The following is an 11,299-nucleotide window of genomic DNA, read 5'->3' on the forward strand; positions in this document are numbered from 1 at the left end:
CAACCGTACGGCATCAATGCCAGCGAACTGCCATCGCGGCGTCGAAGGGTCCGCAAGCTGTGACTGCGGCGTGAGGGCGATGAAAACCCTTGCGGTATTGAGCTTTACCCTTTCCAGCGCAACCATGAGTTGGGCGATCTCGATCTGCCGGCTTGGCACGACCTGGCGCAGCAGGCCGAACATTTTTGGCGGAACGACGCAATCCTGCAAAAGCTCAAGGACTTCCGGGCAAATTCCTCCGATAAGCTGCTTGCTCGTCGTTTCGCTTTGGTTCGGTTTCGCTTCGGCGATGGGGGCAGTCAGGCCCACAATTCTATCCGCCAGTGTCGCTGGCATCAGCACGAAACCTTCCGACTTCAGCAGGTCTCGAAACATGTCAACGGCCAGCAACTGGCGGAATGCTTGCACAACGATATCTAGCCGCTCCCGCAACGCTTTCGCCTCGCCAATGAAGCACCGCATTCGATCGGTCAGCTTTCTATACGTCTTAACAAACGGGTACTTCTTCAGCGTCCTGGCCGGCTCGCGCAAATCGCCCGTTAGATGAATTGCATGTCGGCTGCTCTTCAAGATGGGAGAGGCTTCAGCTTGCGTCATGCTGCTCTTCCGATGGGTGCCCGTTTTGCCAATTCGACCAACGGCGCCAGAGACGGGAATAGGAAGGCGTCAAGGCGCACGCCGTTGTTTGGGGAAAGCATGGGCGGTGCCTGCTCGGCTTCCCAGGCCGGCGCAATGAAATAATCGCGAACCGTTGCATTATCGGGCAGCACCCGGATCAGCACCGAAACGTCACCCCCCAACAGCCGGCGCTTGCGGAATGGCCAGTGAGAGTATCCGTAAGGCGAGGGCCGGCAGCGGGCGATCCACATGGCGATAGTGAATTCCTCATTGACCCTCACAAGCTTGGCATTGGAGTCGTAATCGGCCACGCCTCCGGCGTGGCCGATTGCCGCCACAAGATCCTGAATGATTTCAAGCCGTCGCCGATGAAGCTGGGTTATGACGTTGAAGTAGCGGTAGTTCGCCGACGCCTCATATCCAACCAGGTCGTAAGCCGCCTGCAGCGTTCCGAAGCGATGGATGTACATGCTTTTCGTCGAAAGGCCGGGCGTCGCGTTGATAATTGAGCCCGAGAGCGATCCTCGTTCATTTAGAAGCTTGGAAAGGTCGGCTAGCAACTGAACGTTGCTGATACGGGTCGCACGCGTCTTTGCAACGGCTCGGGCACGCTCGAAAAGCTTTTGGCTTATCAGCGGCACCGACACGTTGTCCGCACGAATCCATGCACTGGGTGGATTCTTCACCCTTCTGGTATGCAGCCTTTCGGACGTCCGGTTCCAGACATTGTTGCCGATGTACTTCTCATTGGTCAGGATCGAGCGCACGGACGCGGTCGTCCACAGCCGGTCCAGGTCCGTGACGATGCCGCGCTCGTTCAAATCTCTCGCGATTTGGACTTCAAGCCTGCCCTTCACAAACTGCTTGAAGATCCAGCGCACCGTCGCGATTTCCGCTTCGGGTCCGGGCACAAGGATGACACGGTCGGACGCCAGGGCCTTCCATTCATTGCGCTTGAGGACTGCTTTCGGCTTTCCTGCAGCATCGACGAGCAGGCGCCGCAAACCATAGCCAGCGTAACCGCCGCCGCGAAAGCCCATCTTGACCGCTCGGGTTTGACCGATGAAGGTCTTCTGCGAGAGCATCCGGCTCAGCTCGGCGGCCATGCTGCGTTTGATGGCTTTCAGCACATCGGATCCGACGCTGCCGTCATTCGCAAACTGCTCGGCGCAGTACTCGATCCGCACGCCGGCCATTTGGCATCGGTATTCATACGAAGCGCTTTCATCTATGTTCTGAAAGCGCCCCCAGCGGCTGACATCGTACACGACGACCGTTTCGAAATCCGCTTGCCCGTTTTCAACATCCTCCAACAGCCGGCGCAGCCCCGGCCGTCTTTCAATGTTCAGGCCGCTTCTGCCGGCGTCCTCATAGGTGGCGACAATGTCGTAACCCATGAGGTCGGCATAGACCTCGATAGCATCCCTCTGATTTTCAATGGAGTAAGTTTGCCGGTCGGTTGACATACGCAGATATTGCGCCGCGCGAATACGTCGCCTCCCCGAAGGAGGGCCGCCAGTCGCTGCACCCTTGTTCATCGCCTCGCGCCGTCGTACCGATACTTCAGTCTAGCAATTGGCGACATGCGGCTTGGTTAGGAATAACGGTCCATTTTATGTCGAATTCCTCACTTCTTTCGAGGAGCATCGACTCAGGCGCGGAGGATTTGCGGCACTACATCGGACTGATCCACAAGGAAGCGGACAGCGACTTCGGCGTATCCTTCCCGGACTTTCCAGACGTGCGGGTCAACGTCACCATGCCGGAGGATGTCCTCCACCAGATCAACCAATATGCGGAACGTCATGGTTGCAGTCGCTCCGGCTTTCTGACTGCCGCTGCGAAAATGGCGATGCGGACCGAGGCGGCCTTGCGCTTTCGCAACCTGAATCAAGTCGAAACGTTATCGTGCTGTTCGCGCAGGGCGTTTGCGGTTTGGCGACCACGATCCTCAAGAGCCGAGAAACCATGTCTTACTTCGTGAGGAACACCGCCTACGTTCCGCCGCAATGCGCCAGCAACTGGCAACCATTCGCCCCCAATTTCAGTCTCTGGGGCGCTTCAGAGGAGTTCTAGAGATGATCATCAAGAAGGCTATTCTGGCCGTGCTCATAACCGCGGCCCTTGCCGGCTGCGAGACGCAGACCGAAAGCCAGCAGCGGGCCACCACCGGCGCGCTGGTCGGCGGCGCCGGCGGCGCGCTGGTCGGCCAGGCGATCGGCGGCAACACCAAGAGCACGGTCATCGGCGCGGCCGGCGGCGCGCTGCTCGGCGCGGTCGTCGGCTCGGCCACGACGCCGCAGCGCCGCGGCGAGCAGCTTTGCCGCTACCAGGATCGCTACGGCCGCATCTACACCGCGCCCTGCGACGACCGGTACTACAACGGCGACTATTGATCCCAGACACTTGGCTGGGGAGGCCGGCGTTTTGGGCGCTGGCCTCCTCGTAGCGCCATTCATTTGTACGGTTCTCGATGTAGAAGGAGTCTGGCGGCGGGACCTCCGGAGAAGGTATGACGACAAGCCTTGCCGGCACCCTGAAAAACCGAAGCAAGCAAGCGGTGAACCGGCTGATCGGCTACGACAGCCGCTGGCTGCGCATCCGCCAGATCGAGGCGCTCAGCGCTTTCTCGAGGCTGGCAACAGCAAGGCCTCCGACGTGATCGAGATCTCGCCGGGCTGGAATCGCTGTTGGACAGTGATGTGCCTGAACTATCGCTCGGTCGACTTCCCCGACATCGATATCTGCCAGCACCGCACCGACGAGCAATTCTCCGTCGTTATCGCCGACCAGGTGCTGGAGCATGTGCAGCGGCCGGGGGGCGGTGGAGATTTGTAGGTGCTCCACCCGCATCCTTCGGCCCCTGGACATTGAAAGCTCGGCTACTTCTTGGGGGATACTTTCCGATTCCATCGCCAACATCACAATCGAATGGGTCTCGATGTGGCCGTAGGACGGAAACCACATTTCCGTTCGAACGTTCAAGCGAGATGGACACAGTCGAGATCGCCTCCCGGACCGCCGCCGTCGAACGAACAGGGGGATGTCTCTGCGGCAGGATCCGTTATCGAGTGACCGGCGATCCGCGCGTTCACTACTGTCACTGTGACATGTGCCGCCGCGCGACCGGAAGCGCCTTCGCCGTGTTGGCCTGGACGTCCTCCTCCAACCTGTCATGGCTCAGCGAGGAGCCTGCCTATCGCGTATCTTCACCCATCGCCCGGAGGGGATTCTGCCGAGCATGCGGTTCTCCCTTGACCCTTTCCTACGCCGCCGCCGAGGACGAAGTCGCTCTGCATGTCGGAACCTTTGACGATCCTGAAGGTCTGGAACCGCAATACAATTACGGATCCTCGCAGCGGCTTGCCTGGGTTTGCTGTGGCATCGACTTGCCGCATCACGACACGGAAGAGCGATGGTAGCGGAATCCGATCATGAGTTTCCGCTCACTCTGGACACGCCGCCGATGGAAGCCCGGACCGCCGACACGCTGCCCGAGGGCAGCGGCATCTGGCAGTATGAGCCCAAGTGGGATGGCTTTCGCTGCCTTGCCTTCAAAGGAAGAAAGGCGGTCGATCTCAGGGCGAAATCCGGCAAGCCGCTTGGCCGCTATTTTCCCGAACTGACGGCGCTTCTGGGCGAGCTCGAAGCACGGGATTTCGTTGTGGACGGCGAGATCATAATCGAGATCGAAGGACGCGCATCGTTTGACGCGCTGCAGATGCGGCTTCACCCGGCAGAGAGCCGTATCCGGACGCTGAGCAGACAAACGCCTGCGCGGATAGTCCTCTTCGATACCCTTGCCGCGCCCGGAGGCAAGATCGTTCTCGAACTGCCGTTGCGGGAACGACGCGCGGCAACCGAAGATTTTGTCGCCAGGGCGGAGAATGAGGCGCTGCGACTTTCGTCGGCAACCACGAGTATCGCCAACGCCAACAAGTGGCTGCAGGGTGCTGGCCGCGGGTCGACCGACGGGGTCGTCGCCAAGATGCTGGACGAGCCCTATCGGCCAGGCGAGCGTGCGATGGTCAAGGTCAAGCGGCTGCGCACCGCCGACTGCGTGGTTGGCGGGTTCCGCTACCTGAACCGCAAGCGCCAGGTCGGGTCGCTGCTGCTGGGCCTCTATAACGACAATGGCTTGCTCGACCATGTCGGGTTCACCTCGACCATCAGCAATGAAGAGCGGTTGGCGGTCACCGTGAAGCTGGAGGAATTGCGCGGCGGACCCGGCTTCACAGGCAAGGCGCCGGGTGGGCCAAGCCGCTGGAGCACGGAACGCAGCGGCGAATGGGAGCCGGTGCGGCCGGAACTGGTCGTCGAGGTGCGCTTCGACCATATCACCAGCAACCGCTTCCGCCACGGAACCAGGCTTTTGCGCTGGCGGCCCGACAAGGTGCCGCGCCAGTGCACGTTCGAGCAGATGGAGTAGTGGCCTAGCAATCGCGACGATTGTTGTCTGCCATCGCGCATTCACTTTTTGCGCAAGGTTCGCAAAGTAATCGAATAGCGGTGTTCGGTCAGGGGCGGGATGCTGTGCTCCCATTCATCGCGCGCCGGGCCGCTCAAGAGGTAAGCCGACCGCGGCTCGACAATGATTGTCTTGCGGTCCCATTTCGTGCCGTTCTTGCGCCGGAGTCGGAAGCTGCAGGGAGCAAGAAGGGATACGCCGGCCACCGTCTCGAAATGCGGCTTGTCGCGATGCCAGCCGATGCCTGCGCCCGATCGATACTCGTTGATCAGAACCTGTTCGAAAGCGCTTTCCGGCAACCCGACGAAAGTAGCGACTTTGCGCCTTAGCGTCATCAAAGAAATCTGGTCTCGGGGGCGCCTCGACCACCGCGCCGATCGTAGTCGTAGCGCAGGCCGAAACCGATCACCTGCCGATTTGCCAGGTGGCCGTGGAAATCGAAGGCTGGAAGGGGAGCCTCTCAAGGTGGCGCAGCAGGTCCGTTTCTTCATCCGCCGCGAAGGTTCCCCTGATAGCGAAACCCTTCTGGCAGGTCATCGGCTGCAGCGAACAGGTCGGGCTGGTCAACATTCATTTTGGATTTTAGAAATGGCATGCACAATAGCTGGTGAAACTGCTCCCTGAGCGCAAGGCCTACGATGCGGCGGATCCGCATACTAACGTTCCCCGTGCCGTGGAGGCCAAGGCGTCATGGTTTGCAGTCGGCGGCCTTGCCTGGCCGCCCTGCCCTTTCGGTTGCCGCCTGAATGGCAAGACGCCCGCAGTACTCAGTGCAGGAGGACGGTCCTCAACCAAGCCAGGAAACGGCTGCCATTGACGGTCCTGCGCACCCTGGCGGCGGCCCATTTGCTTTGCATGGTGGCGCCGACATGACAGCTGCAGACGATTTCGTGCAATTGCCAATCGCTGAGCTCGAAGAAGCGAAGGGCCTCTCCATAGGTGTCGTTCCTAAGTCCCGCGGCTTTCAGCAGCGGATCTTCCAAGGCAACCGAAATTGGCGATCCATCGGCTCGTGCGGCCTGGCGGGCGTCCAGGCGCAGGCGTTCGGTGCCAGCAAGCGCGCCCAGGCATCGGCCGGGATGCCGCTCGAGCAGCTCCGCCCAACGCTCGATCCGTTGCCTCCGGGTCATAACGGGGCTCTGCGCCAGCGGCTTGACGTCGGCGATCGCCTGCAGTTGTGCGAGGGTCTGGTGTTTCATAATTAGCTCCTGTTGATCGAGCATCACCCAAGGGGTTTTCGCGACAAGCCTATCGGTCGGCCAAATAAGTGGCCTCCTCATCGTCACGCTGTCGTCCGCCTAGCGCCGCTGCGACGCTGGCAATAAAGGCGCCCACCACCATGGACAGGGCGCCAAGAAGGGCGAAGGAGGCGCCGGCTTTCCTGGCTGTGTCGGCCGCCTGCTGGGCCTTGATCTTTGCGTCCTTCACCTTGGCCATCATTGCATCTACCCGAGCCTTGGCATCGGCCTGCGGAAGCCCGGTGCGGGCGGCCACGAGTTGCGTCAGATAGGCGCTGTCGTCAGCCGCAAGTTCGCCGCCGTTCGCAGCAGAGGCGAGCAGGATGCGCGACGCCTGCGCGGTCGCTGCAGCTTCGTTCTGCGGATTGGCGTCGACGAGCTTGGTCAGGTCGGCGGGGCGGAATAAGGCATCCACATAGTAGGACGTGCTGTCAAATGCTGAGCTGTCCTTGCTTGCGGCACCGGCCGAAGCCCCGGTCGCGGCGCCCGCGGCCACCGTCGAAACTGCCTGCACTCCAGAACCCAATGCCGCCGAAAGCGCTGAGCCAAGAACTCCCGCAACAAGAAGCGTGGCGAGTGCCCAGGCAAGGAAACCGTGAGCTGTGTCACGGAAGTAGGTTTCATCGGTATGAATCCCCACCCATTTGGTGCGCAACCGACCCGTGAGATATCCACCGACGCCAGATGAAAGCCATTGCACAACCACCAGCCAGACTGCGGTGGACACAGCAAATGTCGTGGCCGACGCGCCAGCAGCGGACCATGGCGAAACCATGCTCAGCCCAAGGCCGGAGCCCAACAATAGGAGCATGACTGTCAGGGTCGAAGCGGCAAAGGCGCCGGCAATGATTGGCCCCCAGTTCACTGCTGAAGATGAGGATTCTGTCGGTGCAGAGGCCTCGGCAGTCACAAGTGTTGCCTGCATCTGAGCCTCCTACCGCGCAAACAGCATGATGAGTATGATGATCGGAATGGGAATGCCGAGCAGCCAGAGCAAGATACCGCGACCCATGGAAGCCTCCTGTGCGTTAGTATGTGATGAACTAACAATGTCGCTGCAGGTCTTCTGTTCCGTTGGCAGTAAGCTGGGTCATTTACAGGCGGCAAAGGCCTTCATGCCCTTCTTGATCGCCCTGCGAGCCTCGTCGGCATTCTGCCATCCCTTGAACTTGATGGTCTTGCCCGTCCCCAGCACGGACGACAGAAAGAACTGCTCGATTTCGCGCCGCAGGTCATCTGGCACACGATCGGTCGCAACCGGCTCATCGGCAGCATCTTCTCTATGGGGACAGAAGACATAGCGGTCGTTGCGCAAGGCCTCGCCACCGGAGTCCTTCTGCTTGACACGCAATGCACCCAACAGGTCGCATTTGATGACGATGCCAGGAGCGGAAGCCGCCTGGTGGATGACCAGCCCGTCGAGGGGATCGCCATCATCGCCCAAGGTCGAAGGGATAAAACCCCAGTCGTAGGGATAAGTCATCCCGACCGGTAAGGGGCGGACATAACCGAAGGTCCGGGTTGCGCGATCGTAGGCAATCTTCGCCTCCGCGCCACGCGGGGTTTCAATCACCACTCTGACAAGCCCCTTCGTTGTGGTCGGCAGCCTCAGATAATCGGGCATTGCGATGCCTATCGCGCTGGTTCGCTCCGGATGGAACTTCAAGATGCGACGAATGTTCCGAAGGGCAGCGCGAAGGACAGCCGCAGTTCCGCGTCGTTGGGGCGAATGCGCCCAGGCGCCGAGCGGGTTGAAGGGTGCGTCGTCATCGTCGAGCCGGCTGCGTGCTGCCGCGGAACCAAAATTCCAGGAGTCGCTTTTTACCGAATACCGCGGCTGCCGGGCCAACGCGAACGGGTGGAGACATGGCGCTTGAAGGTGCGGCGCGTGCGAATATCGGCATTCGCGTCATGATAGTCACGGTGGTGGCGGTGCCCCTGCTGTTCGCCCTGAGCGGCCTTGCCATTCGCTATGCCGCCTTTGCCTCGGTGTCGGCGGAGTCTGGCTTTGCGGCCTATGCCAAGGCGCTCTGCCGGTGGGACTGCTCCTGGTATATAGACATTTCCGAGAAGGGCTATGAGCGCTTCCCAATTGCGAACGGAAGCAATGTCGGGCGCTGGGGCTTCTTCCCGCTCTATCCGCTCCTGGTCGCGGCGATCCGATCCATCCTGCCCTTCCCTACGATCCTGATCGCGACGATCACGTCGCAGGCGTTGAGCTACGCAGCTTGCCTCGTAGCGTGGCCGCTCCTGGGGAAGAACATGCGCGCCTATGTGCTCTACTGCGCCTTCCTGCTCAGCGGCCCGTTCTCTTTCCATTTCACCACTTTCCTCACCGAACCGCTCTTTGTCCTGCTTACCTCGTGCGTCTTCTTGGCGCTCAAGCGCTCAAACCATCTCGCCGCCGGCGTGGCCACGGCGCTCCTATCGGCAACGCGGCTCGTTGGTGTGCTCGCCGTGTTCGCCACTGTCATTCACTTGTTCGAGGAGTATCGCGCGAAGGGGGGTTCTATCGTCGCCTTTCCCCGCTGGCTGCTCGGCCGGCCGGATCTTCTGGTCGCCATCTTCATCTCGCCCGCCGGTTTGTTCGCCTATATGCTCTTTCTCTATCTCACGGTCGGGGACGGCTTTGCCTTCCTCCACGTACAGCGTGCCTTCGGGCGCGTGGCGGGCAATCCGCTGCTGTTTCTATGGGACGGCCTGTCCTACCACCCGAATGCCGACTGGCTGCCGACGGCGCCGCAATGGAGCGCAATGACGGCAACGGCTGGCCTGGCGCTGTGCTTGGTGCTCGGGGCTCGCAGGCAATATGGCGCGGCCCTTTTCTGCGCGGTTAGCATCATCTTGCCCTTGACCACGAACCTGGCTTCGATGGTCAGATACGTCGTCGGGCTCGCGCCGCTGACGATGCTGGTAGCCGTCTTGCTGTCAGGATCGAAGCTGACCTTCGTCGCGGCCTTGGCGCTGTTCCTCGCCGCCTGCTACTTCATGACGGTGGCGTGGATCGGAGGCTATCTTGCCCTTGTCTGAAGCGCTGCGTTCCCCTAGGTCCGCTGTGTCGCTTGGCGGCTACGGCCTAGCGGTCGCCCTTGCCTTGTCCGAGTTCGCCATCCTCGCGCTTGCCCTCAGTCCCGACGTCAGCGACGACTATCACGCCTATTACATCGACCGCACGACAACGTGCCTCAACCGCAATGCCATCGGCAGCTATGCGCCCGGCCGAACGATATCGTTCCGATCCGATGGCGCCAGACAGACGGCGGATATGAGGGTTTGCGGCTGGTCGGGCCCGGTGGCGGACGGCACCCATTCGCTGGGCGAGACCTCTCGCCTTCGCCTGGCGCTGCCGCCCGTCCGTGGCGGTCTTCTGGCAACGCTGCAGATGGCCGCAGTCAAGCGTCCTCCCCAACTCACACAGAGGGTCGTCATCTCGGCAAATGGCGTAAGGCTGCATCAGGCGACAGTTTCGGGCGCGGCACCGATGACGGTAGCTTTCGTCATTCCCCAGGCAGCCCTGGCCGACACAGGCAGGCTGGAATTGTTCTTCGACTATCCCGACGGCATCGCGCAGAGCCCGGCGGCAAGCAACATATACAATCGGTCGATCAAGCTGATCTCGTTTCGGCTGGATGCGCTTTAGGCGCAAGCGACATTCACTCAGGACGGGTCGCCCCGTCGGTCGGCTTCCCGCCCGGCAAAGACCCAGCGGTCGAGCGCGATAAGATTGAGCGCCGGGATGATCAGGCAGGTCAGCAGGATGGGGACGAAAAGCGGCAGGCCGAGCATCACCGTGAAGAGCGTGGGCGCAGCATAGGCGACGCCAAGGCCGGTCGCGGACAGCAGCAGGAAACGTGGCGCTTCCGAGCGATGCGGTCCGGCCGACATGAAGCTGAAGGACTTGTGCGCCAGGTAGGAAAACAGCGCCGCCGCAGCATAAGCGGCGAGCGAGGCCTGCACCGGCGTGAAGCCGATCCTGTCCGCCCGGGCGAAGACCGCGGCCAGGACGGCGTAAAGAATCGTCGCGGCGATGCCGACCGATCCGAAGCGCGCCAGGAATTTCACGCCGGCGGTGAAACGGTGCTCAGGCATAAGCGACACACGCATACTGCGCTCCGAGCGGCAGGGCGGCGAGCGCACGCTCGACCTTCCTGGCAAAGGGTCTTGCTGAAGGCAGAAGCAGGAAATGCTCGGACCGGATATACCTGAACCCCGCGTCTCGAAGCAGCCGTGCCGCCTCGCCCGCGCCAAGCAAAACGGCGTCCTCGTCGAACGGGCAGCGGAACACTGCGATACGCGTCAGCGGATTGTAGGGATTGTGCTCGATGATGCAGGCGACGCCGCCCTGCCGCAGGACACGCCTCATCTCATGGAAAAAATTGGGCCGAGAAGCGGGCGGCACGTGGTGGACGACGCAACTGGCGAAGGCCAGGTCGAAGGCGCCGTCTTGGTAAGGCAGGCGATCCGTGGTGCAGGCGGTGTAGGCGATATGCGGGTTGTCGCGGCGGGCACGCGCGAGCGATTTCTGCGAGACGTCGCAGCCGTCAAGACGATCAAAGGCGCCATCGAGATAGGGATGGAGCGCGCCGACACCGCAGCCCACATCGAGCCCGCGCACGTCCGCGCCGCCCTGGCGAAGGCACCGCTCGCCGACCAGGCGCCGCAAAAGGTCGGCCTTGGCGGCGAGGAAGAAGTCATGCTGTAGGCCGGAGAACCGGATCGAGCCTTCAACCACCTCGCCGTAGCTGGCGTCATAGCTGTCGAAGTGTTCGGACATCAGCGGGAACCCGGTTCTCTGCCTTGCGAAACGATGCCCGCCGCTCGCCCGAGGCGACGCGCACCGAGCGATTAAAGCCGGTCAGCCTTTCAATCACGTAGAGGGGTCGGCGTTTGACCTCGGCATGGATGCTGCCGACGTAAAGCCCGACCACGCCCGTCATGAAAAGATTGATGCCGCAGAGCAGCGACACTATCACCA

General features: G+C 61.5%; 15 protein-coding genes and 2 pseudogenes. 8 read left to right on the top strand and 9 right to left on the bottom strand.

Translation table 11 applies throughout. From position 1 onward, the window contains the following. The coding region (locus EOA33_RS11705; protein ID WP_127405686.1) for a plasmid partitioning protein RepB C-terminal domain-containing protein at positions 1-597 on the bottom strand (597 nt) is incomplete at its 3' end. After that, positions 594-2,156 carry a recombinase family protein gene (locus EOA33_RS11710; protein ID WP_127405687.1) on the bottom strand — a complete coding sequence of 521 codons (1,563 nt, stop codon included), beginning with the start codon at positions 2,154-2,156 and terminating at the stop codon, positions 594-596. The genes EOA33_RS11705 and EOA33_RS11710, both read right to left, overlap by 4 nt. A 128-nt stretch (positions 2,157-2,284) precedes the next feature. On the opposite strand from EOA33_RS11710, the pseudogene EOA33_RS11715 reads away from it, so the two are divergent. The 6 genes and pseudogenes from EOA33_RS11715 to EOA33_RS11735 all read left to right on the top strand — a co-directional run. Further along, positions 2,285-2,485 (top strand): annotated as a pseudogene (locus tag EOA33_RS11715) (type II toxin-antitoxin system HicB family antitoxin); the annotation flags it as partial. A 211-nt stretch (positions 2,486-2,696) separates the two neighbouring features. Beyond that, a complete protein-coding gene (locus EOA33_RS11720) occupies positions 2,697-3,014 on the top strand; it encodes a YMGG-like glycine zipper-containing protein (protein ID WP_126056279.1) in 318 nt (105 codons plus the stop codon). Positions 3,015-3,130: 116 nt separating this feature from the next. Further along, positions 3,131-3,280 carry a hypothetical protein gene (locus EOA33_RS41500; RefSeq protein WP_348628230.1) on the top strand — a complete coding sequence of 50 codons (150 nt, stop codon included), beginning with the start codon at positions 3,131-3,133 and terminating at the stop codon, positions 3,278-3,280. Further along, positions 3,277-3,456 carry a hypothetical protein gene (locus EOA33_RS41505; protein ID WP_348628231.1) on the top strand — a complete coding sequence of 60 codons (180 nt, stop codon included), beginning with the start codon at positions 3,277-3,279 and terminating at the stop codon, positions 3,454-3,456. Before EOA33_RS41500 ends, EOA33_RS41505 begins: the two co-directional genes overlap by 4 nt. 233 nt (positions 3,457-3,689) lie before the next feature. Continuing rightward, on the top strand, positions 3,690-4,040 hold the full coding sequence (locus tag EOA33_RS11730) for a GFA family protein (protein WP_245455590.1): 351 nt from the start codon (positions 3,690-3,692) through the stop codon (positions 4,038-4,040). Continuing rightward, complete coding sequence (locus EOA33_RS11735; RefSeq protein WP_127405688.1) at positions 4,034-5,047, top strand: ATP-dependent DNA ligase; 1,014 nt, start codon at positions 4,034-4,036, stop codon at positions 5,045-5,047. The genes EOA33_RS11730 and EOA33_RS11735 overlap by 7 nt, the downstream gene beginning before the upstream one ends. 41 nt (positions 5,048-5,088) lie before the next feature. Here EOA33_RS11735 and EOA33_RS40435 read toward each other — a convergent pair whose 3' ends face one another. From EOA33_RS40435 to EOA33_RS11755, 4 genes are all read right to left on the bottom strand, one after another. After that, positions 5,089-5,421, bottom strand: a complete 333-nt coding sequence (locus tag EOA33_RS40435) for an alpha-ketoglutarate-dependent dioxygenase AlkB (protein ID WP_128333664.1) — start codon at positions 5,419-5,421, stop codon at positions 5,089-5,091. A 432-nt stretch (positions 5,422-5,853) separates the two neighbouring features. After that, on the bottom strand, positions 5,854-6,285 hold the full coding sequence (locus EOA33_RS11745; RefSeq protein ID WP_126056282.1) for a hypothetical protein: 432 nt from the start codon (positions 6,283-6,285) through the stop codon (positions 5,854-5,856). Between the two features lie 49 nt (positions 6,286-6,334). Continuing rightward, on the bottom strand, positions 6,335-7,249 hold the full coding sequence (locus EOA33_RS11750; protein WP_126056283.1) for a hypothetical protein: 915 nt from the start codon (positions 7,247-7,249) through the stop codon (positions 6,335-6,337). Between the two features lie 165 nt (positions 7,250-7,414). Next, entirely contained in the window at positions 7,415-7,990 is a 576-nt protein-coding gene (locus EOA33_RS11755; protein ID WP_245482309.1) for an inorganic diphosphatase, read from the bottom strand. Positions 7,991-8,190: 200 nt separating this feature from the next. Between EOA33_RS11755 and EOA33_RS11760 the strand changes: the two genes are divergently transcribed. Both EOA33_RS11760 and EOA33_RS11765 read left to right on the top strand, forming a co-directional pair. Then, entirely contained in the window at positions 8,191-9,354 is a 1,164-nt protein-coding gene (locus tag EOA33_RS11760; RefSeq protein ID WP_126056285.1) for a hypothetical protein, read from the top strand. Next, positions 9,341-9,964, top strand: a complete 624-nt coding sequence (locus EOA33_RS11765) for a hypothetical protein (protein ID WP_127405690.1) — start codon at positions 9,341-9,343, stop codon at positions 9,962-9,964. Before EOA33_RS11760 ends, EOA33_RS11765 begins: the two co-directional genes overlap by 14 nt. Positions 9,965-9,981: 17 nt before the next feature. Here the strand turns inward: EOA33_RS11765 and EOA33_RS11770 are convergent, their stop codons facing one another. From EOA33_RS11770 to EOA33_RS11780, 3 genes and pseudogenes are all read right to left on the bottom strand, one after another. Then, complete coding sequence (locus tag EOA33_RS11770) at positions 9,982-10,428, bottom strand: GtrA family protein (protein ID WP_127405691.1); 447 nt, start codon at positions 10,426-10,428, stop codon at positions 9,982-9,984. Continuing rightward, on the bottom strand, positions 10,406-11,098 hold the full coding sequence (locus EOA33_RS11775) for a class I SAM-dependent methyltransferase (RefSeq protein ID WP_127405692.1): 693 nt from the start codon (positions 11,096-11,098) through the stop codon (positions 10,406-10,408). Before EOA33_RS11775 ends, EOA33_RS11770 begins: the two co-directional genes overlap by 23 nt. Further along, positions 11,073-11,299, bottom strand: a pseudogene (locus tag EOA33_RS11780) (glycosyltransferase); the annotation flags it as partial. The gene EOA33_RS11775 and the pseudogene EOA33_RS11780, both read right to left, overlap by 26 nt.

Origin of the sequence: Mesorhizobium sp. M4A.F.Ca.ET.050.02.1.1, assembly GCF_003997725.1 — a bacterium.
In the GTDB taxonomy this organism is placed as follows: domain Bacteria; phylum Pseudomonadota; class Alphaproteobacteria; order Rhizobiales; family Rhizobiaceae; genus Mesorhizobium.

Coding starts and splice junctions, on each gene's coding strand:
- EOA33_RS11710 (WP_127405687.1), bottom strand. CDS start 2,156: ATGAACAAGGGTGCAGCGACTGGCGGCCCTCCTTCGGGGAGGCGACGT.
- EOA33_RS11720 (WP_126056279.1), top strand. CDS start 2,697: ATGATCATCAAGAAGGCTATTCTGGCCGTGCTCATAACCGCGGCCCTT.
- EOA33_RS41500 (WP_348628230.1), top strand. CDS start 3,131: ATGACGACAAGCCTTGCCGGCACCCTGAAAAACCGAAGCAAGCAAGCG.
- EOA33_RS11735 (WP_127405688.1), top strand. CDS start 4,034: ATGGTAGCGGAATCCGATCATGAGTTTCCGCTCACTCTGGACACGCCG.
- EOA33_RS40435 (WP_128333664.1), bottom strand. CDS start 5,421: ATGACGCTAAGGCGCAAAGTCGCTACTTTCGTCGGGTTGCCGGAAAGC.
- EOA33_RS11745 (WP_126056282.1), bottom strand. CDS start 6,285: ATGAAACACCAGACCCTCGCACAACTGCAGGCGATCGCCGACGTCAAG.
- EOA33_RS11750 (WP_126056283.1), bottom strand. CDS start 7,249: ATGCAGGCAACACTTGTGACTGCCGAGGCCTCTGCACCGACAGAATCC.
- EOA33_RS11760 (WP_126056285.1), top strand. CDS start 8,191: ATGGCGCTTGAAGGTGCGGCGCGTGCGAATATCGGCATTCGCGTCATG.
- EOA33_RS11770 (WP_127405691.1), bottom strand. CDS start 10,428: ATGCGTGTGTCGCTTATGCCTGAGCACCGTTTCACCGCCGGCGTGAAA.
- EOA33_RS11775 (WP_127405692.1), bottom strand. CDS start 11,098: ATGTCCGAACACTTCGACAGCTATGACGCCAGCTACGGCGAGGTGGTT.